Origin of the sequence: Chromobacterium rhizoryzae (assembly GCF_020544465.1) — a bacterium.
GTDB lineage: Bacteria > Pseudomonadota > Gammaproteobacteria > Burkholderiales > Chromobacteriaceae > Chromobacterium.
The window spans coordinates 3,575,281-3,599,595 of sequence record NZ_CP066126.1 but is presented as its reverse complement, the minus strand read 5'-3'; the positions used below and the strand labels follow the sequence as shown (position 1 = coordinate 3,599,595).

23 protein-coding genes are annotated in these 24,315 nt (G+C 66.6%); 15 read left to right on the top strand and 8 right to left on the bottom strand.

The features are described from left to right. Nucleotides 1-3: 3 nt before the first annotated feature. From iolE to JC616_RS16140, 14 genes are all read left to right on the top strand, one after another. Nucleotides 4-924 (top strand): myo-inosose-2 dehydratase, encoded by a 921-nt coding sequence (gene iolE, locus JC616_RS16205; RefSeq protein WP_107732665.1) that lies wholly within the window; start codon nucleotides 4-6, stop codon nucleotides 922-924. Then, on the top strand, nucleotides 921-1,730 hold the full coding sequence (gene iolB / locus JC616_RS16200) for a 5-deoxy-glucuronate isomerase (RefSeq protein WP_227104237.1): 810 nt from the start codon (nucleotides 921-923) through the stop codon (nucleotides 1,728-1,730). Before iolE ends, iolB begins: the two co-directional genes overlap by 4 nt. Nucleotides 1,731-2,081: 351 nt before the next feature. Next, nucleotides 2,082-2,726 (top strand): DUF3304 domain-containing protein, encoded by a 645-nt coding sequence (locus JC616_RS16195; protein ID WP_227104235.1) that lies wholly within the window; start codon nucleotides 2,082-2,084, stop codon nucleotides 2,724-2,726. Beyond that, on the top strand, nucleotides 2,624-3,619 hold the full coding sequence (locus tag JC616_RS16190) for a DUF3304 domain-containing protein (RefSeq protein WP_227104233.1): 996 nt from the start codon (nucleotides 2,624-2,626) through the stop codon (nucleotides 3,617-3,619). Before JC616_RS16195 ends, JC616_RS16190 begins: the two co-directional genes overlap by 103 nt. Beyond that, complete coding sequence (locus JC616_RS16185; protein WP_227104231.1) at nucleotides 3,607-4,596, top strand: DUF3304 domain-containing protein; 990 nt, start codon at nucleotides 3,607-3,609, stop codon at nucleotides 4,594-4,596. The genes JC616_RS16190 and JC616_RS16185 overlap by 13 nt, the downstream gene beginning before the upstream one ends. Continuing rightward, a complete protein-coding gene (locus JC616_RS16180) occupies nucleotides 4,584-7,241 on the top strand; it encodes a T6SS phospholipase effector Tle1-like catalytic domain-containing protein (protein WP_227104229.1) in 2,658 nt (885 codons plus the stop codon). Before JC616_RS16185 ends, JC616_RS16180 begins: the two co-directional genes overlap by 13 nt. A gap of 140 nt (nucleotides 7,242-7,381) precedes the next feature. After that, the gene (locus tag JC616_RS16175) at nucleotides 7,382-8,677 is read left to right on the top strand and encodes an aminopeptidase P N-terminal domain-containing protein (RefSeq protein WP_227104227.1); all 1,296 of its coding nucleotides are present in this window, start codon (nucleotides 7,382-7,384) and stop codon (nucleotides 8,675-8,677) included. A gap of 40 nt (nucleotides 8,678-8,717) precedes the next feature. Next, complete coding sequence (locus tag JC616_RS16170; RefSeq protein ID WP_227104225.1) at nucleotides 8,718-9,881, top strand: FAD-dependent oxidoreductase; 1,164 nt, start codon at nucleotides 8,718-8,720, stop codon at nucleotides 9,879-9,881. An 11-nt stretch (nucleotides 9,882-9,892) separates the two neighbouring features. Beyond that, a complete protein-coding gene (locus tag JC616_RS16165) occupies nucleotides 9,893-11,044 on the top strand; it encodes a UbiH/UbiF family hydroxylase (protein ID WP_227104223.1) in 1,152 nt (383 codons plus the stop codon). 24 nt (nucleotides 11,045-11,068) lie between these two features. Beyond that, entirely contained in the window at nucleotides 11,069-11,803 is a 735-nt protein-coding gene (locus JC616_RS16160) for a thioredoxin fold domain-containing protein (protein ID WP_107800060.1), read from the top strand. Between the two features lie 96 nt (nucleotides 11,804-11,899). Continuing rightward, on the top strand, nucleotides 11,900-12,619 hold the full coding sequence (locus JC616_RS16155) for a hypothetical protein (protein WP_227104221.1): 720 nt from the start codon (nucleotides 11,900-11,902) through the stop codon (nucleotides 12,617-12,619). A 341-nt stretch (nucleotides 12,620-12,960) separates the two neighbouring features. Then, nucleotides 12,961-13,221, top strand: a complete 261-nt coding sequence (locus JC616_RS16150; RefSeq protein ID WP_019101840.1) for an acyl-CoA-binding protein — start codon at nucleotides 12,961-12,963, stop codon at nucleotides 13,219-13,221. Between the two features lie 253 nt (nucleotides 13,222-13,474). Next, nucleotides 13,475-13,945: a molybdopterin-dependent oxidoreductase gene (locus tag JC616_RS16145; RefSeq protein ID WP_158274250.1), complete on the top strand. Its 471-nt coding sequence runs from the start codon at nucleotides 13,475-13,477 to the stop codon at nucleotides 13,943-13,945. Continuing rightward, nucleotides 13,945-15,747 carry an ATP-binding response regulator gene (locus JC616_RS16140; protein WP_227104219.1) on the top strand — a complete coding sequence of 601 codons (1,803 nt, stop codon included), beginning with the start codon at nucleotides 13,945-13,947 and terminating at the stop codon, nucleotides 15,745-15,747. Before JC616_RS16145 ends, JC616_RS16140 begins: the two co-directional genes overlap by 1 nt. 83 nt (nucleotides 15,748-15,830) lie before the next feature. Here JC616_RS16140 and JC616_RS16135 read toward each other — a convergent pair whose 3' ends face one another. The 8 genes from JC616_RS16135 to JC616_RS16100 form a co-directional block, all read right to left on the bottom strand. Then, nucleotides 15,831-16,694, bottom strand: a complete 864-nt coding sequence (locus tag JC616_RS16135) for a helix-turn-helix domain-containing protein (RefSeq protein ID WP_158274251.1) — start codon at nucleotides 16,692-16,694, stop codon at nucleotides 15,831-15,833. Between the two features lie 474 nt (nucleotides 16,695-17,168). Further along, the gene (locus JC616_RS16130) at nucleotides 17,169-19,259 is read right to left on the bottom strand and encodes a flagellar biosynthesis protein FlhA (RefSeq protein WP_227104217.1); all 2,091 of its coding nucleotides are present in this window, start codon (nucleotides 19,257-19,259) and stop codon (nucleotides 17,169-17,171) included. Continuing rightward, nucleotides 19,256-20,398 (bottom strand): flagellar type III secretion system protein FlhB, encoded by a 1,143-nt coding sequence (gene flhB, locus JC616_RS16125; RefSeq protein ID WP_107798655.1) that lies wholly within the window; start codon nucleotides 20,396-20,398, stop codon nucleotides 19,256-19,258. Before flhB ends, JC616_RS16130 begins: the two co-directional genes overlap by 4 nt. Further along, nucleotides 20,391-21,170, bottom strand: a complete 780-nt coding sequence (fliR, locus tag JC616_RS16120; protein ID WP_227104215.1) for a flagellar biosynthetic protein FliR — start codon at nucleotides 21,168-21,170, stop codon at nucleotides 20,391-20,393. Before fliR ends, flhB begins: the two co-directional genes overlap by 8 nt. 2 nt (nucleotides 21,171-21,172) lie before the next feature. Then, complete coding sequence (gene fliQ / locus JC616_RS16115) at nucleotides 21,173-21,445, bottom strand: flagellar biosynthesis protein FliQ (RefSeq protein WP_048407810.1); 273 nt, start codon at nucleotides 21,443-21,445, stop codon at nucleotides 21,173-21,175. A 25-nt stretch (nucleotides 21,446-21,470) separates the two neighbouring features. Next, nucleotides 21,471-22,235 (bottom strand): flagellar type III secretion system pore protein FliP, encoded by a 765-nt coding sequence (gene fliP, locus JC616_RS16110; RefSeq protein WP_227104213.1) that lies wholly within the window; start codon nucleotides 22,233-22,235, stop codon nucleotides 21,471-21,473. After that, nucleotides 22,235-22,597, bottom strand: a complete 363-nt coding sequence (gene fliN / locus JC616_RS16105; protein ID WP_107798657.1) for a flagellar motor switch protein FliN — start codon at nucleotides 22,595-22,597, stop codon at nucleotides 22,235-22,237. Before fliN ends, fliP begins: the two co-directional genes overlap by 1 nt. A 31-nt stretch (nucleotides 22,598-22,628) precedes the next feature. Further along, nucleotides 22,629-23,495 (bottom strand): FliM/FliN family flagellar motor switch protein, encoded by an 867-nt coding sequence (locus JC616_RS16100; protein ID WP_227104211.1) that lies wholly within the window; start codon nucleotides 23,493-23,495, stop codon nucleotides 22,629-22,631. A 469-nt stretch (nucleotides 23,496-23,964) separates the two neighbouring features. On the opposite strand from JC616_RS16100, the gene JC616_RS16095 reads away from it, so the two are divergent. Beyond that, nucleotides 23,965-24,306, top strand: coding sequence for a flagellar hook-basal body complex protein FliE (locus JC616_RS16095; protein WP_107798659.1), 342 nt, complete (start codon nucleotides 23,965-23,967; stop codon nucleotides 24,304-24,306). Nucleotides 24,307-24,315: the final 9 nt, after the last annotated feature.

Below are 24,315 nucleotides of genomic sequence, written 5' to 3'. Positions count from 1 at the left end.
GCAATGCATGCATTCGACGTGAAAATCGGCATCAATCCGATCTCCTGGAGCAATGACGACCTGCCGTCGCTGGGCGGCGAAATCTCGCTGGAACAGGCGCTGGCCGAAGGCGCGGCCATCGGCTACCGCGGTTTTGAGCTGGGCAATAAATTTCCGCGCCAGCCGGAAGCGCTGGCGGCGGCGCTGGCGCCGCACGGCCTGCAATGCGTGTCCGGCTGGCATTCCGGCCGTCTGGCCGAGCGCGGCGTGGATGAGGAAATCGCCGCCGTGGAACCGCATCTGCGCTTGTTGGCCGCCAGCGGCTGCCGGGTGATGGTCTACGGCGAAGTGGCCCAGGCGATACAGGGCCAGCCGCGCCCCTTGAGCCAGCGTCCGCGCTTTGGCTCGGAGCGGCAATGGCGCGATTACGGCGAGCGGCTGAACGCCTTCGGCCGCCATCTGCAAAGCCACGGCCTGACGCTGGCCTACCATCACCACATGGGCGCCTACGTCGAAACCCCGGACGATGTAGACGCGTTGATGGCGGTCACCGGCCCGGAAGTGGGCCTGCTGTTCGACAGCGGCCACATCGCCTTCGCCGGCGGCGAACCGCTGGCGGTGCTGCGCCGCCATATCGGCCGCGTGGTCCACGTCCATTGCAAGGATATCCGCCCGCAGGTGGCGCGGCTGGCGCGCAACCGCGGCTGGAGTTTTCTGGAGGCGGTGCTCAACGGCGTGTTCACCGTGCCCGGCGACGGCGTCATCGATTTCGAAGCCCTGCTGCGCATGCTGGCCGAGCACGGCTATCGCGGCTGGCTGGTGGTGGAGGCGGAGCAGGACCCGGTGGTGGCGCCCAGCTACCGCTATGCCGAACTGGGCTTTCGCACCCTGGCCGGGCTGGTGGCCGCCATCCGCGCCGGCGCGCCGGAAAGGAGCTGCGCATGAATCAGCCTGATTTGCGCGTCAAGGCGACGGCCGGCCGCGTCGCCGCCGACATCACCCCGGCCTCCGCCGGCTGGCGCCATGTCGGTTTCCGCGCCTTGCGCCTGGCCGACGGCGAGGCCGAGGACTGGCTGCAAGCGGAGCGGGAATGCTGCGTGGTGGTGCTGGCCGGCGTCGTCGACCTCATCGCCGGCGACCAACACTGGCCGGGCGTGGGCGGCCGCGCCGATGTGTTCGACGGGCAAGCGCCGTGGGCGGCTTATATTCCCGCCGGCTGTGCGTTGCGCATCGTCGCCCGCGGCGCGGCGGAAGTGGCTTTGTGTTCGGCGCCGGGCCGGCCGCTGACCCGGCCGCCGCGGCTGATCCGGCCGCAGGACATGGCGCAGAGCGTGCGCGGGCAGGGGAGCAACACCCGCTACGTCACCGACATCCTGCCGCAGCAGGCGGAGGCGGACGGCTTGCTGGTGGTGGAAGTGCGCACCCCGTCCGGCCATTCGTCCAGCTATCCGCCGCACAAGCACGACCGCGACGCGCTGCCGGCGGAAAGCCAGCTGGAGGAAACCTATTACCACCGGGTGAGCCCGGCGCAGGGCTTCGTGTTCCAGCGCGTCTACACCGACGAGCGCGATCTGGACCAGTCCCACGCGGTGGAGGACGGCGACGTGGTGCTGGTGCCGCGCGGCTATCATCCGGTGTGCGTGCCGCACGGCTATGAATCCTACTACCTCAACGTGATGGCCGGGCCGCGCCGCGAATGGCGCTTCCACAACGACCCGGCGCATGAGTGGATGCTGTCCGGCAAGTCTTAAGACCCCGCCGCAGCGTATTTATTTCCTTATTTCCACGCATGGTTTTTTGATCCGCGGCAACCACTTATGGCTGTTGCGGTCTGCTGCCATGTGCTGCTCCGGCTTTGACGGCTTGTTTGCCCTGGCATTAAGAACAGTCACCAGCCATTTCCTTCTTTATCCAGACCATGGCGGCTCGCTTGCATCCGCTTTAAATGCTTAAGCTCTTAATTTTCCATGCCGCTGCCGCATTCCCCTTGTTCCACCGCTCAGTCGCTCGCACTGCCCGCTGTGGCAAGGGTGAGTAGCGATACCCGCAGGGCAAGCGGGTAGGGCTGCGGCCTTGGCTCTGTATCGGGTAAGGAGTGGATCATGTCTGACTTCGCCGCCGTCTGGCGGTCCATCCAACACGGCCTGGCCGGGCTGGCCCTCGCCGCGCTGTTGCCGGCCCAGGCCATGGGCAATAAGCCGTCCACCGAGATGGTTCCCGCGGGCGTCGAGGGCTACAACCACACCTCCGCCGCCATCAACCGCTTCAGCGTCAACCGTGCCGGCGGACCCAATATCGGACCCTACCAGGGCGGCGGCAAACAATCCTGCTGCGCCTCGCTGCCGCGCCAGTGGCGGCCGGGCCTGATGGCCACCGTCGAGTGGGAAAAAGACGCCAAGCCCTATGGCTACTCCGAGTGGGGACCGATTAATTCAGAGCAATTCATGCAGGCATTTGAGCGCCATAAAGCTCAGAACTACTCCACTCACCGCGCCGTCGTCGAAATCCCCCGCTATGAGAGTTCCGGTGCCATCAAGGTCCACTTCCTTCCCTGCGATCAGGTCAAGGTCGCCGCCAACAACATCACGCCCGGCTACCCAGGCTATCCGTACAACTTCCCCGCCAGGATGCAGGAGCCTAAAACATGTCCCAAGTATATCCACGTCCCGCACCGGCAGCGGTGCAACTGCGCGCCGGGCCCTTCCCCGACAGCGGCCTGCTGCCGCTCAATTATCGGCAGCGGCTAAACAATGAGCAGTTGAAGGAGCGCGACCTCAGCGACGAGAAATACCGCCACCGCAAGGCCGCCGCCGAGGGCGGACGGGTCTACGCCTCGCCCACCTGCACCAAGAGCCTGACCATCTCGCTGTTCTTCGACGGCACCAATAACCATGAGCCGTCGGACCGTGAGGCCAAGCCGCGCTCTACCTCCAATATCGCCCGGCTTTATCCCCTCGCCAGCAGCCACGGAAACACAGGGAAGGACACGGATAACACCCCCAAGCCTGATCCGTGTCTTTCCCTGTGTTTCTTTAAACCACAGGTTTGTGCCGCCCCCCTCACCGCAAGCAAGGAGTGGATCATGTCTGAGTTCGCCGCCGTCTGGCAGTCCATTCAACACGGCCTGGCCGGGCTGGCCCTCGCCGCGCTGTTGCCGGCCCAGGCCATGGGCAATAAGCCGCCCACCGAGATGGTTCCCGCGGGCGTCGAGGGCTACAACCACACCTCCGCCGCCATCAACCGCTTCAGCGTCAACCGCGCCGGCGGGCACAACATTGGTCCGTTCAACAACGGCGGCGGCTCACAATCCTGCTGCGCCTCACTACCGCGCCAGTGGCGGCCGGGACTGATGGCCACCGTCGAGTGGGAAAAAGACGCCAAGCCCTATGGCTACTCCGAGTGGGGACCGATTAATTCAGAGCAATTCATGCAGGCATTTGAGCGCCATAAAGCTCAGAACTACTCCACTCACCGCGCCGTCGTCGAAATCCCGCGCTACGACGAACCCTGTGCAATTCAAGTCCACTTCCTGCCCTGCGATCAGGTTCGCGCCACGGCCACCTGCCACAAGCCCAGCAGCCCTAATTTCCCCCATAAGGATTGGTACCAAATCAAGGAACCCAAGACATGCCCCAAGTAGATCAGCGTCCCGCCCCCGAAGCCGTCCACATCCGTGCCGAGCCCTTCCCCGACAACGGCCTGTTGCCGCTCAATTACCGGCAGCGGCTAAACAATGAGCAGTTGAAAGAGCGCGACCTCAGCGACGAGAAATACCGCCGTCGCAAGGCCGCCGCCGAGGGCGGACGGGTCTATGCCTCGCCCACCTGCACCAAGAGCCTGACCATCTCGCTGTTCTTCGACGGCACCAATAACCATGAGGAATCCGATAGCCAGGCCAAGCCGCGCTCTACCTCCAATATCGCCCGGCTGCCCCATGCCGTTTTTGCCACGGGAACACACGAAAGGACACGAACAACACCTCCAAAGCCTGACCCGTGTCTTTCCCTGTGTTTCTTGAAACCACAGGTTTGTGCCGCCCCCATCACCGCAAGCAAGGAGTGGATCATGTCTGACTTCGCCGCCGTCTGGCGGTCCATCCAACACGGCCTGGCCGCGCTGGCCCTCGCCGCGCTGCTGCCGGCCCAGGCCATGGGCAATAAGCCGTCCACCGAGATGGTGCCCGCTGGCGTCGAGGGCTACAACCACACCTCCGCCGCCATCAACCGCTTCAGCGTCAACCGTGCCGGCGGACCCAATATCGGACCCTACCAGGGCGGCGGCAAACAATCCTGCTGCGCCTCGCTGCCGCGCCAGTGGCGGCCGGGACTGATGGCCACCGTCGAATGGGAAAAAGACCCCAACCCGATGTCTCCCTTCCGGCGGGACCAATATGGTCGGATCCTTCCATCGGAACAAGAACGTGTCCGTGCTGAATTCACCCAACACCGCGCCGTCGTCGAAATCCCGCGCTATGAGAAGTCCTGCGGCCTCAATGTCCACTTCCTGCCCTGTAATCAGGTCAAGGTCGTCAGCTATTGCGGCGGCTATTACGGCGACCCTGGCTACCCGGTACAAGAGCCCCTCAAGATGAAGGAACCCAAGACATGCCCCAAGTAGATCAGCGTCCCGCCCCCGAAGCCGTCCACCTCCGTGCCGAGCCCTTCCCCGACAACGGCCTGCTGCCGCTCAATTACCGGCAGCGGCTGAACAATGAGCAGTTGAAGGAGCGTGACCTCAGCGACGAGAAATACCGCCGCCGCAAGGCCGCCGCCGAGGGCGGGCCGGTCTACGCCTCGCCCACCTGCACCAAGAGCCTGACTATCTCGCTGTTCTTCGACGGCACCAATAATCACGAGGAATCCGATAGCCAGGCCAAGCCGCGCTCTACCTCGAATATCGCTCGGCTCTATCACGCCACCCTGGGCAGCAAGCAGGGCGGCAGCGGCCAGGCCGACAACAAACTGGCCGAGCAGGGCTGGTACGCCTACTACATCCCTGGCGTCGGCACCCGTTTCCCCGAGATCGGCGAGCTGAAGCCGATGAGCAGCGGCCTGATCTTCGCCAATGGCGGCGAGGACCGCATCAACTGGGGGCTTACGCGACTGATCCACGCTTTACGCCAAAATTACGGCATGCCGCCATTGCCTGACGAGGATGCCAAAGAACTGGTGATCCAGCGCATGCGCAATCCAGTGTCGCAACCGGACGGCTATGTCCAGCGCGCCGACGCGCTGCGCCCGCAGCTGGAGGCGCTGGCCGAGGCCCGCTACGCCAAACCCCGACCGACGGTGCTGGGCATCCGCCTCTACGTTTACGGTTTCTCCCGCGGCGCCGCCGAGGCCAGGGTGTTCGCCCGCTGGCTGGAGGCGCTGACCCGGCCCGAGGACGCGCCGCCTGACGCGGTGGAGGTCCAGCACCGCCTGATCGGCATTCCGATCTCCATCCGCTTTATGGGCCTGTTCGACACCGTCGCCACCGTCGGCCTGGCCAATAGCCTGCCGATGGCCGACGGCCATATGGCTTGGGCCGGCGACAGCCAGTTGCGCCTGTCCGACAACCCCCTGTTCCTGGAGCAGTGCCAGCACTTCGTCGCCGCCCACGAGCAGCGCGCCAGCTTTCCATTGGACAGCATCCGCCGCCGCGACGACCCCAAGCAGGCCAATGGCCCGTCACGCTACCGCGCCGGCTGCGTCGAGACCCTGTATCCCGGCATGCACAGCGATGTCGGCGGCGGCTACCCGCCTGGAGAGCAGGGCAAGGGCGTGGATCCCAAGAACCCAGACCGGCAGTGGCTGCTGCTGTCGCAGATTCCCTTGCACGATATGTACCGCGCCGCCTTCGAGGCCGGCGCGCCCTTGCAGGTGCCGGAGATCGCACTGGCCGAGAACGAACGCTTGGACAAGCGCTGGCTGGTAATGGAGCGTGATACTCAGCTGGAGTTCATGGTGGCCCCGGAAGTCATCACCCGCTTCAACGCCTGGCTGGAACAAGCCCAGGCCGGCAGGCTGGAAGACGTGTTGCGCAGCCAGATCGCCTGGATCACCGGCTGGCGCATCCACCGCTGGATTGCCGGGTCGCGCTGTATTTACGAGTACGAACATGATCAGGCGCGGCAGGACTATTTCAAGCGTTGCGACGGTAAGGACCAGCCCAAGCCGCTGCGCCAGGCGCTGGAGCGCGAGCATGGCCGGCAATTGCAGGAGGACCTGGCCCGGCGCGACAACAAGCCGCCGCCGACACTGTCGCCGGAGCAACAGAAGCAACTCAACGATGACCGCGAACTGATAGCCAAAGCCGCCGCCGGCAAGCCGATTCCGGACGGCGGCAAGGCCAAGGACGGCAGCGAGCAGATGGTGACGCGGCCGGGCGTGGCCACCCGGGTCAATATCGACAAGGGCTTTGAACCGGTGATCGACCAGCAGCAGCTGGAGCACGGCGCCAAGGACTTCCGCAAGGATTATGTGCCGGAGTGGCAGTTGTCCGGCGACCCCAGCAGCGTCATCGACGGAGTGCTGGACCTGCTGCTGGGCGGCACCGTCTACCTGCTCAACAGCGACGACGAGGCCGCCGAGTACGCCAGCATCCGCGAGGGCGGTCAGGCCAAGGAAAAAACCTTGTTCGGCCAACGCGAGCTGCGCGATCTGGTGCTGCTGTACGACGAGCACATCCACGATTCGCGCGCCTGGTTCATGTACTCCAGCTGGATTGGCTCCCGCGAGCCGTGGACCGACTACTTCCGCTACCGCACGGTGTTCTACGACGACGAATCCAACAAGCCGCTGTCGCCGCTGATGATAGCCGGCCGGGTGGTGGGGCTGGCGGTGACGCTGGGCAGCGTCGGCTTCGCGATCAAGCGCAAGGACCCGCGCTATCTGCTGGGCTTGATCTTGCCGTCGCTGGGCTTGCCGGTCTTGAGCGGGCGCGGCTGGCCGCAGTGGCCGGCCGGGGCGCTGCCGGAGCTGAAGTTCACCGACCCGCGGAGCGGAGCGGCCTTGCCGATGGCGGAGCTGGACCCGGCGCTGCGGGCCTTCAGCCAGCGGCCGGCGGCGGCGGAAGCGGCGCTCAGGGCGGCGTGGCGCGCCGAACCGCGGCTGCCGGAGTTCGGCGCCGAGCCGTGGCAGCCGACGCCGCTGATGCTGAGGGCCTGGGAGGCGCGAAAGCAGGACATGGCGGAACTGGAAGCCTGGCGCGCCTTGACGCCGCCGCACCCCAACGACCCGGACGCGCCGCCGCTTCCGCCACGGCCGTGGACATGGTCGTAGTGAGCCGCGCCTTGCGCGGCTTGGAGGTTTCCATCCCCGCCGCTGCGGGGCCTTGCCCGGCGGCGGGGCTTGGGTTGGCGCGGGCGGCGGTGTAAACTGCCGCTTTTACGACCGCGTCGGTCCCTTGCCTGGATTCCGCCATGCCCACGCCTCATGCCGCACGCCGCGCCCGCCTGCTGTCCGCCCTGGGCGACGCCGTCGCGGTGCTGCCCACCGCGCCGGAAGCGGTGCGCAACGCCGATAATTTCTATCCCTATCGCCCGGACAGCCATTTCCTGTACCTGACCGGTTTCGCCGAGCCGGAAGCGGTGTTGGTGCTGGACGGGCGCAGCGGCAAGTCCATCCTGTTCTGCCGCGACAAAAATCCGGACATGGAAATCTGGGAAGGCTTCCGCCACGGGCCGCAGGCGGCGGCGGAGGTTTTCGGCTTCGACGAGGCTTATCCCGTCGCCGAGCTGGACGCGCGGATGCTGGAGCTGCTGTCCGGTTGCGGCCGGCTGTGCTGGAGTCTGGGCCGCGACGCCAAATTCGACGTGCGCGTCAACGGCTGGCTGGATAGCCTGCGCCAGCGCGCCTACCACGGCGCGCCGGCGCCCAGCTGCTACGGCGACGTGCACGCGCTGCTGGACGAGATGCGCCTGATCAAGGACGACAGCGAGATCGCGCTGCTGCGCCGCGCCGGCGAGATTTCCGCCGCCGGTCATGTGCAGGCGATGCGCGCCACCCGGCCCGGCCTGCATGAATACCAGATCGAGGCGGAAATCCTGCACGCCTTCGTCAGCCGCGGCGCGCGCCAGCCTTCCTACGAAAGCATCGTCGCCGGCGGCGCCCATGCCTGCACCCTGCATTACTGCGCCAACAACGGCTTGCTGCGCGACGGCGAGATGCTGTTGATCGACGCCGGCTGCGAGCTGGAAGGCTACGCCGGCGACATCACCCGCAGTTTCCCGATCAACGGCCGTTTCAGCGGCCCGCAGCGCGACGTCTACGAAGTGGTGCTGGCGGCGCAGGCGGCGGCCATCGCCGCCTTGGGGCCGAATGTGCCCTGGAACGCGTCCGGCGACGCCGCGCTGGCGGTGCTGGCCCAGGGCATGCTGGACCTGGGGCTGCTGCAAGGCAGCGTGGACGGGGTGATCGAATCCGGCGCCTACCGCCAGTTTTACATGCACGGCATCGGCCATCTGATCGGTCTGGACGTGCACGACGTGGGCGCGCGCAAGCGCAACGGCCTGTGGCGCGCTTACCAGCCCGGCATGTGCGTGACGGTGGAGCCGGGCTTGTACATCCGCCCGGCGGACGGAGTGCCGGCCGCGCTGCACCATATCGGCGTGCGCATCGAGGACGATGTGCTGATCACCGAGCAGGGCTGCGAGGTCTATACCGGCGGCGTGCCCAAGCGCATCGACGAGATCGAGGCGCTGATGAATCAGGATTGAATTCCGGAGCCTGTGTCCCGAGGAAACAGGAGGAAACAGAATGCAGCAACAGACAAATGAACATGTGGACGTGGTGATCATAGGCGGCGGCCCGGTGGGGGCGCTGGCCGCCTTGCGGCTGGCGCGCGCCGGCCGCGAGGTGACGCTGGTGGAGGCCCGCGGCCGCGACGAGGCGGTGCGCGACGCGCGCGCGCTGGCGCTGTCCTGGCACAGCCGCGAACTGCTGCGCGAAGCCGGCGCTTGGCCGGAGGATTTGCCGGCGTCCGTGATCGACAGCGTGCACGTGTCGCAGCAAGGCGCTTGCGGCCGCACCCTGTTGCGGGGCGAGGACGTGGGCCTGCCGCACCTGGGCGCGGTGGTGGATTATCCGGCGCTGGTGGCGGCGCTGGGCGGCGCGCTGGAGCGCGCCGGCGTGCGCGTGTTGTGGCGGCACCGGGTGCGGGCGGTCAAAAGCCTCAGCCATTACGCGGTGGCGACGGTGGAGTCGGACGCCGGCGAGAGCGTGTTGACCTGCCGGCTGGCGGTGATGGCCGAGGGCGGCGCGTTGGCGGAAAGCCTGCCCGGCGTCAAGCGTCTGAGCCACGATTACCGTCAGTGCGCGGTGCTGGCCGAGGTGCGCACCGAATTGCCGCCCAAGGGCGTGGCCTATGAGCGCTTCGCCCATGACGGGCCGCTGGCCCTGTTGCCGCACGGCGACGCTTATATGTTGGTGTGGACCCGCAGCGCGGAGGACGCCGCCCGCTTGCAGGCGGCCGACGACGCCGAGGTGGCCGCCGCCTTGCAGCAGGCCTTCGGCGAGCGGCAAGGCCGCATTCTGAGCGTGGGGCCGCGCGCGGCGTTTCCGCTGGCGCTGAAGCAGCTCAACCGCGTGGTCAGCGGCCGGGTGGCGATGATAGGCAACGCCGCGCAAACCATGCACCCGGTGGCGGCGCAGGGCCTGAACCTGGGCCTGCGCGACGCCGCCGGCCTCAGCGCGGCGCTGGCCGGCGCGGCCGATCCCGGCGACGCCGCCGCACTGGCGGCCTACGCGGCGTCGCGGCGGGTGGACAGCCACGCGGTGGTGGGTTTCACCCACGGTTTGATCAAATTGTTCGACGGCCACCATCCGGTGGTCAGCGCGATGCGCAGCGTCGGCCTCAGCGCGTTGGACGCGCTGCCGCCGCTGCGGCGCAAGTTCGCCAGCCATTTGGTGTTCGGCGTCTGATGGGAGCGGATGTGAAAGCATTGCAGTACGACGTGATCGTGGTCGGCGGCGGCTTGGTGGGCGCCAGCCTGGCGCTGGCGCTGGACCGCGCCGGCAAGCGGGTGGCCTTGCTCGAAGGACGGCCGCCCGAGCTTCAGGACCTGGACCAGGGCTGGGATGCGCGCATCTACGCGGTGAGCCCGGCCAATCGCCGTTTCCTGGAGAGCCTGGACGCCTGGCCCGGCGCCGAGCGCCTGGGCGCGATTGAGGCTATGGACGTGCGCGGCGACGCCGGCGGCCGCATCGAGTTCGCCGCCAGCGACGCCGGCGAGCCGGCGCTGGCCTGGATCGCAGAGAACCGCTGGCTGCTGGCCGCCTTGTGGCGGCGGCTGGCGGCGTCCGGCGTGGATTGCCTGGCGGGCATCAAGCCGCAGGCGCTGCGCGCCGACGCGCTGGGCGCGGAGCTGACGCTGGAAGACGGCCGCCGGCTGAGCGCCGCCTTGCTGGCCGGCGCCGACGGCGCCAACTCCTGGGTGCGCGAGCAGGCCGGCTTGAACGCCAGCGTCAAACCCTACGGCCAGAGCGGGGTGGTGGCCAATTTCGACTGCGAACGCCCGCACGGCGGCGTGGCGCGGCAATGGTTCACCGGCGACAGCATCCTGGCCTGGCTGCCCATGGCCGGGAACCGAATTTCCATGGTGTGGTCAACTTCTGATCCCTCGCGCTTGCTGGAGCTGCCGCCGGAGCAACTGGCGGCGACGGTGGCGGCGGCCGGAGGACGGGAGCTGGGCGAGTTGACCTGCCTCACCCCCGCGGCGGCGTTTCCGCTGCGCTTGATCCAGCCGGAGCGGGTGGCGGCGGAACGCGTGGTCCTGGTGGGCGACGCGGCCCACACCGTGCATCCCCTGGCCGGCCAGGGGGTGAACCTGGGCTTCCAGGACGCGGCGCAATTGGCCGCGCTGTTGGCCGGCGAACGCGACGCCGGAGACTGGATGCTGCTGCGCCGTTACGAGCGCCGGCGGCGCGAAGCGGTGAAAACCATGCAATTGGGCTGCGACGGCTTGTTCCAGCTGTTTCACGCCCAAGGGCCGGGCCTGTCCTGGCTGCGCAACACCGGCTTGAACCTGACCAATTGCCTGAAGCCTTTGAAGCGGCAATTCGCTCGGCAGGCGATTGGTTACTGAACCTCCTTTCAAGGATAAAGATTGATGAAGAAGAACCTGAAGTCCCTGGCGCTGGGCGCCTCCCTGATGATGGCGCTGGCCGCTTGCTCGCAAGCCGCCGGCAGCGGCAACGCCGGCGACGTGAAGAAGGCGTTTGAAGGCCGTTTCCCCGGCAAGCCGGTCAAGGCGGTGAGCGCCACCCCGGTGAAAGGGATTTTCGAGGTGGTGGTGGACAATAAGCAGGTGGTGTACACCAACGCCGACGCCAGCTATCTGTTTGTCGGCGATCTGATCGACGCGGTGAAGAAGGAAAGCCTGACCGAGAAGAAAATGGCCGAGCTGAACAAGGTGGACTTCAAGTCGCTGCCGTTTGAATACGCGCTGAAGGAAGTGCGCGGCAAGGGCGAGCGCAAGCTGGCGGTGTTCTCCGATCCGGACTGCCCGTTCTGCAAGAAGCTGGAGCGCGAAGGCCTGAAGAACCTGGACAACGTGACCATCTACACCTTCCTCTACCCGCTGTCCCAGTTGCACCCGGACGCGATGCGCAAGTCCAAGCAGATCTGGTGCTCGCCCGACAAAGTGGCGGCCTGGTCCGGCTTCATGCGCGACGGCAAGCCGCTGACCGGTCCGGACAATTGCGACACTCCGCTGGAGAAGATTCAGCAGCTGGGCGAGAAGCTGGGCATCACCGGCACGCCGGGCCTGATCTTCGCCAACGGCCAGCTGGTGCCGGGCGCGATCGATGGCGACGATATCGAGAAGCTGCTCAACGCCAAGTGAGCGCATGAAGGCAGGCGCCGCTAAGCGGAATTCCACGGCCTGCCCCTGCGTCCGCGCGACGCCGGGGCAGGCCGTTGTCGCGCCTGGCGGGCGGCGATGACGGCGCGGCCGGGCCGGCGCTTGTCCGACGGCGACCGCCTGTTGCTGGGCCTGTCGCTATCGCTGGCCTTGCACGGGCTGGCCTTGTTCGCGCCGTGGCCGGCCGGCGGCGCGCAGGGCGCGGTTTCCGGTCTGAGCGTGCGTCTGTCCGCCGCGCCGCCCGCTGCCAGCGCGGCGCGGGACGCCGTCCGGTCCGCGGCTTCCGGCCTTGCCGCGGAGCCGGCCGCTCTGCCGCCGGCCATGACCGGGCCCGGGGCGTCGCAAGCCTTGGCGGAGGCGTCGGCGCCGCGGCAGGAGACGCTGCCGGCGGCCGCGTCCGTCCCCGCGCCGGAAGCCTCCGCGCCGGCGGCAAACGGCGAGCAAGCCGCCGCCGCCGATGAGGGGCTGCCGCAGCGGCTGGGCCTGGACCTTTATTATCCGGCCGGACAGCTGGAGCGCCTGGCGGAGCCGCTGGAGCCCATCGTGCCGCCGATACTGGCCGATATGCCTGGGGATCCGCCGGTGTTCGAGCTGCGCGTCTATATCAATGAGCAGGGCGGGGTGGACGCGGCGCAATGGGCGGGGGCGGCGCCGGCGGACGGCGACGCGCAGCTGGAGCCGTTCCGGCGCGCGCGCTTCTTGCCTGCGCGCAAAGACGGCATTGCGGTGAAGAGCTATAAACGAATTCTGCTGGAGACGGCGCCGTTGACGGAAACGGCGGCGCCGGGCCGGCCTTAGAACGTGTTTACGATCTGCCGCGCGTCGCGGGGCGTTGCACGGTGAGCGCCCCTTCGAAAGGCTGATGCGCCGCGTGCGCACTCCGCTTTCTCAGACGTTTTCGCCTTGTCTCGCCTTAGCTCGCGAGATCGCGAACACATTCTCAAGCCTGTGCAAGGCTCTCCCGGGCCAGGGCGGCCTTGGAGCGGGCCGGTGGAACAAAATTGAGGCCGGACGCCGGGCCGGCGGCTGACCAAGGGCGCGGGTTCGTGGTAAATTCCGCTCTCCGGCGCTGCTTGCCGGAGGCTAACATCTCCAATCAGGGGCGTACGAACGTCCCGGCCTTCAACAAAGGAATTCCCATGTCTGATCTGCAGACTCTGTTCACCCAGGCTCAGGCCGATGTCAAGACCCTGTCCGAGCGTCCGGACAACCAGACCCTGTTGCAGCTGTACGCGCTGTTCAAGCAGGCGACCGAAGGCGACGCCGCCGGCGAGCGCCCGGGCATGATGGACTTCATCAACCGCGCCAAATTCGACGCCTGGGAAAAGCTGAAAGGCAAGGGCAGCGACGAGGCCAAGCAGGAATACGTGGACGTGGTGAAGCGTCTGCTGGAAGAGTAAGCCGGCCGCCAGAACGGGCCGCCCGCGGGCGGCGCCGTTTGCGGCGGCGAAGCGGCACCGGTCCCGAGTGCCGATTTTTTTTAGAAGTTGTTCGCCATCCCGCGGGGCAAGCCCGCGAAACGGGCGCCGCGGCCGAAGCGGCCCGCGGATCGCGAACGGGTTCTCAACTGCCGCCGGCTGTTGCCCAGCAGCGCGCGGCGGTACGGTTTTTCAATCAAGTGAAGCGTTGGCCAAGATGAAGAGAGTCTTTTGCTTGCTGGTTTTCGCCCTGCTGGCGCAAGCGTGCCGGGCCGGCGACGATCCGGTTTTGCTGGTGGTGTCGGGCAAGATCAGCCATTTCACCGATTCGGCGCGCGGCGTGTACGAGTTCCGCGAGAGCGCGCTGATGGCCTTGCCGCAAACTTCGCTGGTCACCGCCACCAGCTGGACGCCCAAGGCCACCTTCAGCGGGCCGCTGGTGCGGGACATTCTGAATAAAGTGGGCGCCTACGGCCACCAGGCCCAGTTCGTGGCGCTCAACGACTATACCTATTCCATTCCGGTCAGCGAGCTGGTCAAGTATCGCGCCATCCTGGCGCGCCGCTTCAATCAGCAGCCGATGAACGTGGCCCGCTACGGGCCCTTGTGGTTGATGTATCCGCTGGAGCAGATGCCGGATTCGGCCAAGGGGCCGGCGCTGGACGCCAAGCTGATCTGGCAGATAGACGGTTTGGTGGTGAACTGATGGACCAGGACAATCAAGCGTCTTCCGACGCCGCGCCGGGCTGGCTCAGCCGCCTGCGGCGGCTGATTTCCGGCTGGGGCGGCTGGCCGGAGGGCCGGCGCATGCTGTGGGTGGGCTTGCTGGTGCTGATCACCGCCGCCGGCGGCATGTATTACAGCATCAGCCAGCTGGGCAAGGTCAATTCCGTGGCCAATAGCAGCGAGGATTTGTATTGGTCGGTGGCGCAGTTCCAGCTGGAAATGGAGCGCGCCAAGTCCGCGCTGGTGGGTTTCCAGGCCGGGCGCATCAAGCAAGACGAGTTGTTGCGGCGGCTGGAAGTGGCCAATAGCCGTTTCCACGTGTTTGCCGAACCGGCGCCGGTGCGGGTGCAGATGTTGCTGCGCCAGGTGAAGGGCTTCGACACCCTGGTGGCGGATTACCAGCAATTGTTCAACGACCCCGCCTTCAGCCACCCGGCGCTGGACTCGGCGCCGGCGCTGCTGGAGCGCATCGATCTGCTGCGGCCGCAACTGATGGCCTTCGCCGTGGAGGCGAGGGTGGCCGAGGTCAAGAGCCGCACCGAGCGGCTGGAGGATCTGGACCGCCAGCGCAGCAATGTGCTGTATCTGCAATCGGTGCTGTGGGGCGTGATCTGCGCGGTCATCCTGCTGTTGTCGCGCTACAGCTCGGTCAAGCGTTTGGCCAGCGCCAAACAGGCCTTGCTGGAGAAGGAGCAGTCCGCGCATCAGGCCACGGTGGCGATGGAGCTGGACCGCACCACCTTCCTGGCCACGCTGAGCCACGAGATCCGCTCGCCCTTGCAGTCCATGCAGGTGTGCATCGAATTGCTGGAGCCGGTGGCGGACGGCCAGAAGACCGCGCGCACCGCCTTGCAGCGTTTGAAAACCAGCGTGTCGCATTTGTCGGCCCAGGTGCACGACATCATGGACATCAGCGCCATCCGCAATATGAAGCTGCGGATGAATCCGCAGCCCATGCCCTTGGCCGAGGTGCTGCAAGCCACCATGGACGTGATGCGGCCGCTGGCCGACGCCAAGGGCCTGGCGCTGAACTACCAGGCCGGGCCCTTGCCGGCCAAGGTGGTGCTGGACGAGGTCAGGCTGCGCCAGGTGGTGGGCAATCTGGTGTCCAACGCCATCCGCTACACCGACAGCGGCGCGGTGACGGTCAGCGTGTCCTGCCTGCGCGCCACCGGCCACCATGAACTGGTGCTGCAGGTGCGCGACACCGGCGTGGGCATTCCGCTGGAGTATCAGCAGCGCATTTTCCAGCCCTTCATCCAGGGCAAGCACCGCCGCGCCGGCAGTTGCGGCCTGGGCCTGTCCATCGTCAAGGAGTTGGTCAATCTGTTCGGCGGCTGCATCGAGCTGGACAGCGCCGAGGGCAAGGGCGCCTGCTTCACCGTGCGCCTGCCGGTGCAGGCGCTGGAGTCGGCCGGTCCGCAGTCGGTGCTGATCGTGGACGACGACGCCGACATCCGCGACACCCTGGCCGAGCTGCTGCAGCGCGACGGCTACCAAGTGGCCACCGCGGAGACGGCGGCGCTGGCCGAGCAGGCGCTGGAGCGGGCCGATTTCGACACCGTGCTGCTGGACATGCATCTGGGCGCGGACAGCGGCTATCAGGTGGCGGAGCGGGCCTGGAGCGGCCGGCGCGCCGAACAGACCGCCGTCGTCGGCATGAGCGCTTACCCGGAGGCGTTTCAGGATCCGCGCGCCCAGCGTTTCGCCGGCATCCTGGCCAAACCCTTCGACGCCGGCCAGCTGCGGCAGATGCTGGACGTGGTGGCCCGACGCGGCTGAACGCGGCGGCGCATGGCCGGACAGAAAAAAGCCCTGGAGATCCAGGGCTTTTTCATGTCGCTCGGCGGCTGGAGCGGGTCTGCTCAGACTTCCAGATCGTGGGCCGCGGTCACCACATTGGTGATCTGCAGCGCCAGGATGGAGCCCGGCGTGGGCTTGCCGATGTAGTAAACGCCCTGGATGCGCAGCGCCTGCTGCAAGGCGGATTCGTATTCCTCGGCGTGGCCGGTCAGCACGATGATGGGCACGGTGGCCGAGCGCTGGCGTATGGTTTCTATCACTTTCATGCAATCGTCGTCGCCCAGCACCCAGTCCAGCACGAAGGCGTCGAACTCCTCGTGCGGCAGCGCGGCCAGCAGCTCGGACGGGGACTCGTAGGGCAGGGCGAACAGGCCCTGGCGCACCAGCACCGCCGCCAGGATGTCGGCGTCCATATCGTCCAGCACCGCCACCAGCAGCCGCTTGTTGTTGGCGCGCTTGGGCGGCTGCACCGCCAGATAGGTGACTTCGTGGCCGTTGATGCAGCGGTCGTGGCTGCCCGGATACACATGCCAGCTGTCGCCCTGGCGGCGCGCCAGCAAGAGCGGGGAGATGGAGTCGTCCTGGACCACGTCGCCCAGCTGTATCCAGCAATGGGCTTCCTCGGTGTGGTCGGTCAGGTGGAGGATGGCCGGGATCAGGTCGGCGTCCGGCACCCGCACCGGCCGGCGGTTGTCTTGCGACACCAGCAGCTCGGAGGTGGGCAGGCCCAGGTATTGCGCCAGCTTCTCCAATTGACCCAACTGCCACTGGCTGCTGCCGTTGAGCTTGCGGTAGGTTTGCGACGCGCTCAGGCCCAGCACTTCCTCGATCAGGCTGACCTGTTGCGACTCCGCCAGGCCGCGCTGTTCCAGATGCGTGCGGATATTGGCGTTGATGATTTCAGTGGTTGGCTTGTTCTGTGTCATTTGCATGTCTTTGGAGTAGGGCGACTATCGGGTCGTTCTGGTCCGCAGCTTGCCGCCGGCGCGGGCGGAGGGCTGCTGTCTTTCTTCATTATCGGCGGCGGCGAGCGGAGGGCGGATGGCCTTCCGGGCAGGGGCGGGCACGTCGACGCTGGGGTTTCTACTTAGCCGATATTAGTCAGCTTTTGCAAAATTTGCGAAAAATTTTCGCTGAAAATGCAAAAAAGGTTTTCATTTTAAAATTGGGCATACAGATTGAAACCTGTTCCTTGGTACAGATTCGAGCTGTGTTATGCCTGTGGCTTATTAAGGCTTGGCCGGTGAAGGGCAGTTAGATGTTTGATTTTATTGGGCGGATGGCGGCTTGGGCGGAGGCGGACGGCTTGGGGCAGAGGGTGTTGTAATTTCGCATATCATGCGAAGAGCGTGCGGGCGCGGCGACGCGCGCCCGCGGCGGGCTTGATCGTGGGCGGGCGCTCAGCCCAGGGTGCCGGTCAGGCTGACTTCGCGGGTTTCCGGCACTTCGTTGTAGGACAGCACGTGCAGGCCGGGCGCGAACAAGCGCGCGTAGCGCGCCAGCAGCGGGCGGATCTGCGGCATCACCAGCAGGATGGGCGCGTGGCCCAGCTGTTTCATCTGGTCGCGCACCACCGGCATATTGGCCTGCAACTGCTGCAGCACGTTGGGGTCGATGGGGAAGCTGTCCAGCTGCGGCTTGCCGGTTTGCTGCGCCTGGCTCAGCGCGCCCAGCAGCAGGTTTTCCAGATCGGCGGACAGATTGAAGGCCTTCATCTCGCCGCGTGGGCCCAGGATGGATTGCACGATCTGGCGTTTCAGCGCGCAGCGCACCTCGGCCGCCAGCATGATGGGGTCCTTGCTGCTTTCGCTGGCGTCCAGCAGGGCGTTGGCGATGGGGCCGATGTCCTTCAGCGACACATTGTCGGTCAGCAGCTGGCGGTAGGCCTTGAGTTGCAAGGGCGCTGGCAGCGCCTGGTTCAGCGCGGAGGCGAGCTTGGGCGCCAGCGCCGACAGCCGCTCGTTGATGGCGGCCACGTCGTCGTGGCGGAACAGCTCGGCCAGATGCTCGCGCATCACCTTGTTCAGATGGGTGGCCACCACGCTGGCGCAGTCCACCACCTGATAGCCCAGGCCCAAGGCCTTGCTCTTGTCGTCGGGCAGGATCCAGGTCACCGGCATCGCGTAGGCCGGGTCCACGCCGGGCATGCCGTCCACCTCGCCGTACAGCTCCGGCGAGGGGATGGCCATCAGGCGGTCGGCGTAGACCTCGCCCTCGGCCACGGTGTTGCCGCTGAGCAGGATGGCGTATTGCGAGGGCTTGAGGCGCAGATCGTCGCGCAGGTTCACAGGCGGCATCAGCACGCCCATGCCCTCGCTCAGGCTCTGGCGCACGCCGCGCACGCGCTTGGCCAGCGGCGCGCCCTGGCTCTTGTCCAGCAGCGACACCAGCTTGTAGCCCAGGTTGACGCCCAGCGTGTCCACATAGGGCAGGGCGCCCCATTCCAGTTCGATGTCGGCGTCGCCGGCCAGCGCGCTTTTCGCCAGCGCCGGGTCCGGCTGGTTCGGCAGCACTTGCTGGCGGCGGTGCATCCGCCAGGCGACGAAGCCCAGCAGCAGCGCGAAGCCCAGGAAGGTGGGCCAGGGCATGCCGGGGATGGCGGCCAGCACCAGCATCATGCCGGCGGCGCTCATCAGCACGGTGGGGGAGGCCAGCATCTGCTTGCCCACCTGCTCCTGCATGTCGCCGTCGTCGCTGATGCGGGTGACGATGATGGCGGCGGCCGAGGACAGCAGCAGGGCCGGGATCTGGGCCACCAGGCCGTCGCCTATGGTCATCAGCGCGTACTGGCGGAAGGCGTCGCCGGCGGACAGGCCGTGCATCAGCGCGCCGATGGCCACGCCGCCGAAGAGATTGATGATCAGGATCAGGATGCCGGCGATGGCGTCGCCGCGCACGAACTTGGACGCGCCGTCCATCGCGCCGTAGAAATCGGCCTCGGTGGCGATGTCGCGGCGGCGCTGCTGCGCCTGCTCCTGATTGATCAGGCCGGCGTTGAGGTCGGCGTCGATGGCCATCTGCTTGCCGGGCAGCGCGTCCAGGGTGAAGCGGGCGGACACTTCCGAGATCCGTTCCGCGCCCTTGGTCACCACCATGAAGTTGATGATCATCAGGATGACGAAGACCACCATGCCGACGACGAAGTTGCCGCCTATCACCACCTGGCCGAAGGCCTCGATCACCCGGCCGGCGGCGTGGGTGCCCTCATGGCCGTGCAGCAGCACCACCCGGGTGGACGCCACGTTCAGCGACAGCCTGAGCAGGGTGGTGGCCAGGATGATGGTGGGGAAGGCGGAGAAGTCCAGCGGCCGCTTGGCGGAGACGCTGACCAGGATGACGATGATGGCCAGCACGATGTTGAAGGTGAACAGCATGTCCAGCGCCATCGGCGGCAAGGGCAGCATCACCATGGCCAGTATGGCCAGCAAAAACAGCGGGGCGGCGATCTTGTGGCGGCCGATGTCGGCCAGCAGTCGAGTGAAAGCGTTCATGATGCGGTTCTGGGATCGGCCATGTCGCGCGGGATCGGCAAATCGTCCGGCAGCCGCGGCTGGCTGCGGCGCGATCCGTTGCGGAAGGCCTTGAGTTGCATGACATAGGTCAGGACTTGCGCCACCGCTCGGTACAGCGGCGCGGGAATCTGTTGGTTGACCTGGGTGGTGTGGTAGACGGCGCGCGCCAGCGGCGGCAGCGGCACGATGTCCACCTGATGCTCTTGAGCCACCTGGCGGATGTAGAGCGCCATCTCGTCCAGGCCCTTGGCGATGATGAAGGGCGCCTCGGCGCGCTCCTCATCGTATTTCAACGCCACCGCGTAGTGCTCGGGGTTGACGATGACCACGTCGGCGGTGGGCACCGCCTTGCGCACGCCGCGCTGGGCCATCTGCATCTGGATCTGGCGGATGCGTTGCTTGATCTCCGGCCGGCCCTCGGTGCTCTTGTACTCTTCCTTGATTTCCTGCTTGCTCATCTTCTGCTGCTTCATGAACAGCAGGATTTGCAGCGGCAGGTCGATCAGCGCGAACAGCATGAACACCGCGGTCAGGGTCAGCAGCGCGTTGATCAGCAGCTCGGCGCTGCCGGCGAGAGCGGTGGCGAAGGGCGCGCCTTGCAAGGCGAAGAAGTCTTCCAGCGCGCTCTGGCTCAGCCGGTACAGCACCCAGCCCAGCAACAGCGCCTTGGCGATGGATTTGCCGATCTCGCTGGCGTGCCGCGCCGAGGCGATGCGGCCGAAGTGGGCCAGCGGATTGAAGCGCTCCAGCTTGGGCTGCAGATGGTTGAGGCTGAACACCCAGCCGCCGGGATAGAGCGAAACCACGATCATGCACAGCGGAATCACCGCCAGCGGCAGCACCATCTTGACCAGCAGCAGCAAGGTGCCGGCGAACAGCTTGGACCAGCTGTTGTCCAGCGCGCCGCTGCCGGAGAGCGGGGCGAAGGCCAGCGCGAACAATTCCCGGAATTCGTCCAGCCACTGCGGCATCAGCCAGAAAGCCAGTTTCAGCGCTAACAACAGGCCCAGCGCGGCGGCCAGATCGCGCGAGCGCGGCACCTGGCCTTGCTTGCGCGCCTGCCGCAGCTTGTGCGGCGTGGCCTTTTCGGTTTTGTCGCCGCCGCGCCCCTCAGCCATGGCCGGCCCTCAGCATGCCGTCCAGCAGGCGCAGCATCTGTTCGTTCAGGTTCAGGTATTGCTGGGGGATGAAGCGAGCCACCAGGCCCAGCGTGCCCAGACCGAACAGAGTAATCAGCGGGAAGCCCAGCGAGAACAGGTTCAGCGACGGCGCCACCCGGTTGATCATGCCGACGCCGGCCTGCACCACGAAGGTGGCGAACACCGCCGGCAGCGCCAGCAGCATGGCGGCGGACAAGACCCAGGCCACGCCGCCGGCCAGCATGGACAGCGAGGCGGCCGGCACGCCGCCGCCCACCGGCCAGGCCTGGAAGCTGGCGTAAACCACCTGGATCAGCAGCAAATGGCCGTCCAGCGAGAAGAAGATCATGGCGCCCAGCAGGTAGAGCAGGCTGGACACCACATCGGAAGAATTGCCGTTGCCGGGGTCGTTCATCACCGCCATGGACAGCGCCATCTGCGAGGACACCAGGAAGCCGAGCACGGCCAGCACCGCCAGCACCAGCTGAAAGGCGAGGCCGAAGACGAGGCCGATCACCGCCTGCTCGATGCTGGCGGCGACGCCGGCCAGCGAGAACAGGTCCAGCTTGGGCAGCGGCAGGGTGGCCGGCAGCGTGGCGGCGGACAAGGCCAGCGCCAGGCCGATGCGCACCCGCACCGGCACCATGCCCTCGCCGATGAAGGGCGCCACGCTGAAGGCGGCCATCAGCCGGCAGAACGGCCACCAGAAGGCCGGGATCAGGTCCAGCAGCTGGGCGTAGAGGCCGGTCACGGCTATCCGACCAGACCGGCGGCGCGCTGGAACATCGCCACGCAGAAATCCATCAGGAAGCCGGTGATCCAGTGGCCGGCGACGGCGATGGTGAGCAAGGTCACCAGCAGCCGGGGCAGGAAGGACAGCGTCTGCTCGTTGATCTGGGTGGCGGCCTGGATCAGGCTGACGATGACGCCGACGATCAGGCTGGGCAGGATCAGCAACACCACCAGGGTGACGACGACGCGCAAGCTGTCGTTGACGATGTCGACGGCGATGTCGGGAGTCAGCATGGGAAGTCCATTCTCAAGAGCGCGGTCAATAAGCCTGTATCGAGGTGACCAGGGTGTTCACCGTCAGCGACCAGCCGTCCACCAGCACGAACAGCAGCAGCTTGAGCGGCAGCGAAATCACCAGCGGCGACAGCATCATCATGCCCATCGCCATCAGCACGCTGGACACCACCAGGTCTATCACCAGGAAGGGGATGAACAGCATGCAGCCGATCTGGAACGCGGTCTTCAACTCCGACAGCACGAAGGCGGCCAGCTTGACTGCGAAGGCGTGGTCCTGCGGATTGTTGATCTTTTCCTCGCCGGACAGCCTGGCGATCTGCGCCAGCGCGGTCTTGCTGGTTTGCGCCAGCATGAAGCGGCTGATCGGCTTCTGCGCGATCTCCAGCGCCTGCTGCATGGTGATCTTGTCCTGATCGAAGGGCTGCAAGGCATGGTTCCACACCTCCAGACCCACCGGCCGCATCACCAGCAGGGTCAGGATCAAGGACACGCCGGTGACGATGCGGTTGGGCAGGCCCTGCTGCAGGCCCAGCGCCTGGCGCAGCAGGGACAGCACGATGATGAAGCGGGTGAAGCTGGTCATCATCAGCACCAGCACGGGCAAGAGCCCGAGCAAGGTCATCAGGATCAGGATCTGAGTCTTGATGGTGAAATCCACCGGCGTGCCGCCGGCGTTGGCCGACAGCAGCTTCAGCGGCTCGGCCTGACAGGCGGCGGCCAGCGCCCAAAGCCCCGCAGCGATGAGGCCGGGTCGCAGCAGGGGGCGCAGCTTCTTCAAGAGTCCCATCAGGCCAGGCTGTCCAGTTCCAGATCGTTCAGCTCCACCACCCGCAGGCCGTAGTTCTCGCCGGCCACCACCACTTCGCCGCGGCCGATCACCGTGCCGTTGACCTTGATGTCCAGCGGTTCGCCGGCCAGCTTGTCCAGCTCCACCACCGAGCCGTTTTCGATATTGACCAGATCGGCCAGCGAGATGTCGGCGCCGCCCACTTCCAGCGTCAGCCGGACCGGGATCTTGCGCAGGAACTGGGTCATGTCGCGTTGCGGCCGGCGCGCCGCGGCGTCGTCCGCCGGCTTGGCGTCCGCGTCGTTCTGACCGTCCAGGCCGTCCAGCACGCCGCCCAGGTCGAAATCGTCGTTCAAGTCCATGCTAATCCTTGCTTGTTCTGTGTTTGTGGAGTCATTCGCTGGCGACAAAGCCGGTCAGGCACAGCTTGCCGTGCTGCTCGGCCACTTCGGCGTCGAACAGCCGCGAAGCGCCGACCAGCACTTCGCTCCTGGCCTGCAGCGTCACCGGCAGCACGCTGCCGGGGCGCAGGTCCATGATGTCGCCCAGCGCCATTTCGCGGTCCAGCAGCCGCGCTTGCAGCCGCACCCGCAGCCGCTCGCGGAAGGTGTCCGCCGGCGCGGCCTGGGCGTCGGCGCTGTCGCGGCGGCCGGACAGGTTTTTCAGCAGCCGTTCGAAGCAGGCGGCGTCCAGTTGCAGGCGCAGCGCGCCGACGGCGTGCTCGCCGTCGCCGATGTCCAGGCGTATCTCCCAGACCCCGGTGCCGGGCGGCACGAAGGGCAGCGGCGCGCAGTCGGCCGGGCCGGGCGGCAGGCCGCCGGCTTGGCGGTCCAGGCGCAAAACGCATTGCAGCAGCCGCGGCAGCAGCCGTTCCGCCAGGCTGCGCGCCAGCCGGCGTTCGGTTTCGGTTTCCGCCGGCGCGGCGGCGTCGGCGTCCGGCTGCGCCGTCGGCGCGCCGAAGCGGTAGTCCAGCAAGCGCAGCAACAATGGCCGTTCGATATGGCTGCCCAGCTGGCAGCCGTCCAGCGCGTGCCACAGCCAGCGGCGCTCGTCGGCGGCCGGTTGCGTCTGTTCCAGCGCGCGGATGTGGAAACGCGCGTGGTAGCGGCGGTTCAATTCTTGCTGCAGGAAATCCGCCAGCTCTTCTTGCAGGGCTTTGCCGAAGACGGGTAGCAGATGGAACGGCCGTCCCAGCGTGCGCAGGTCGAGAGCCGGCAATTGGGCGCCGTCATGCTGCGAAATGATTCTGGCTCTTGGCATCTCGATTCTCGGTGAAGGCGTGGGCTTGGCGCCGCCGGCGCGCCCGGCCGGCGCGCGCGGGCGACGGCAGGGGCGCGGCGCTTAAACCGCGGCGTCCTGGTGTTCATCAAGGCCGGCCCGCCCTCTGCGGCGCTGGATGCGAACTGTACTAGAAGGTACTAAATTCGCGGCTCGCGGACGGAGGCAAACGGCAGGCTAAACCTTATGGAGTGTGCATCTTACTGGCTGCCGCCGTTGGGTAAAGGGGGAAAATTCACGTCAGAGTTTGTGAAAATTCACGGCTGTTGGTTTAAGCATAAAGTTTAAAATCGCCGCTCGTATCCTGGCGTCAGGATGATGGCATGGTTACAAGTCCTCATCTCGGGGCTGCCGCTTCGATACGCTCGCCGCCGCGCGGCGGGCCGCAGACGTGAAACCGGCCTTGATTGGCCACTCAATAATAACGGGCACCGCCCGACAAGGATTTCCGATGGCGACCAACCTGGGTTTGATGATTCATGCCGACCGCAAGCAAATGCTCGGCGAAATGGCCGGGATGGCGCGCGGCGCGCCGATTGCGCCGCCGCAACACAGCGAAGAGCCGGCCTCCGCCGCCAGCTTCTCCGACGCCATGGGCGCCGCCGTCCGCGATGTGGACGCGCAGAACCGCGCCGCCTCCGAAAAAATGGCCGATGTGGACAGCGGCAAGAGCGACGACCTGGTCGGCGCCATGCTGATGAGCCAGGAAGCCAGCCTGTCGTTCTCCATGCTGATGCAAGTGCGCAATAAGGTGGTGGGCGCCGTGGACGACTTGATCAAGATGCAGCTGTAAGCCGCGAGG

What these genes read in the sequence shown, in the direction of transcription:
- JC616_RS16150 (WP_019101840.1), top strand. Translation starts at nt 12,961, where the DNA reads ATGTCTGATCTGCAGACTCTGTTCACCCAGGCTCAGGCCGATGTCAAG.
- JC616_RS16185 (WP_227104231.1), top strand. Translation starts at nt 3,607, where the DNA reads ATGCCCCAAGTAGATCAGCGTCCCGCCCCCGAAGCCGTCCACATCCGT.
- flhB (WP_107798655.1), bottom strand. Translation starts at nt 20,398, where the DNA reads ATGGCTGAGGGGCGCGGCGGCGACAAAACCGAAAAGGCCACGCCGCAC.
- JC616_RS16170 (WP_227104225.1), top strand. Translation starts at nt 8,718, where the DNA reads ATGCAGCAACAGACAAATGAACATGTGGACGTGGTGATCATAGGCGGC.
- fliN (WP_107798657.1), bottom strand. Translation starts at nt 22,597, where the DNA reads ATGGACTTGAACGACGATTTCGACCTGGGCGGCGTGCTGGACGGCCTG.
- JC616_RS16130 (WP_227104217.1), bottom strand. Translation starts at nt 19,259, where the DNA reads ATGAACGCTTTCACTCGACTGCTGGCCGACATCGGCCGCCACAAGATC.
- JC616_RS16175 (WP_227104227.1), top strand. Translation starts at nt 7,382, where the DNA reads ATGCCCACGCCTCATGCCGCACGCCGCGCCCGCCTGCTGTCCGCCCTG.
- JC616_RS16100 (WP_227104211.1), bottom strand. Translation starts at nt 23,495, where the DNA reads ATGCCAAGAGCCAGAATCATTTCGCAGCATGACGGCGCCCAATTGCCG.
- fliQ (WP_048407810.1), bottom strand. Translation starts at nt 21,445, where the DNA reads ATGCTGACTCCCGACATCGCCGTCGACATCGTCAACGACAGCTTGCGC.
- iolE (WP_107732665.1), top strand. Translation starts at nt 4, where the DNA reads ATGCATGCATTCGACGTGAAAATCGGCATCAATCCGATCTCCTGGAGC.
- JC616_RS16140 (WP_227104219.1), top strand. Translation starts at nt 13,945, where the DNA reads ATGGACCAGGACAATCAAGCGTCTTCCGACGCCGCGCCGGGCTGGCTC.
- JC616_RS16180 (WP_227104229.1), top strand. Translation starts at nt 4,584, where the DNA reads ATGCCCCAAGTAGATCAGCGTCCCGCCCCCGAAGCCGTCCACCTCCGT.
- fliP (WP_227104213.1), bottom strand. Translation starts at nt 22,235, where the DNA reads ATGGGACTCTTGAAGAAGCTGCGCCCCCTGCTGCGACCCGGCCTCATC.
- JC616_RS16195 (WP_227104235.1), top strand. Translation starts at nt 2,082, where the DNA reads ATGTCTGACTTCGCCGCCGTCTGGCGGTCCATCCAACACGGCCTGGCC.
- iolB (WP_227104237.1), top strand. Translation starts at nt 921, where the DNA reads ATGAATCAGCCTGATTTGCGCGTCAAGGCGACGGCCGGCCGCGTCGCC.
- JC616_RS16190 (WP_227104233.1), top strand. Translation starts at nt 2,624, where the DNA reads ATGTCCCAAGTATATCCACGTCCCGCACCGGCAGCGGTGCAACTGCGC.
- JC616_RS16155 (WP_227104221.1), top strand. Translation starts at nt 11,900, where the DNA reads ATGACGGCGCGGCCGGGCCGGCGCTTGTCCGACGGCGACCGCCTGTTG.
- JC616_RS16095 (WP_107798659.1), top strand. Translation starts at nt 23,965, where the DNA reads ATGGCGACCAACCTGGGTTTGATGATTCATGCCGACCGCAAGCAAATG.
- JC616_RS16135 (WP_158274251.1), bottom strand. Translation starts at nt 16,694, where the DNA reads ATGACACAGAACAAGCCAACCACTGAAATCATCAACGCCAATATCCGC.
- JC616_RS16160 (WP_107800060.1), top strand. Translation starts at nt 11,069, where the DNA reads ATGAAGAAGAACCTGAAGTCCCTGGCGCTGGGCGCCTCCCTGATGATG.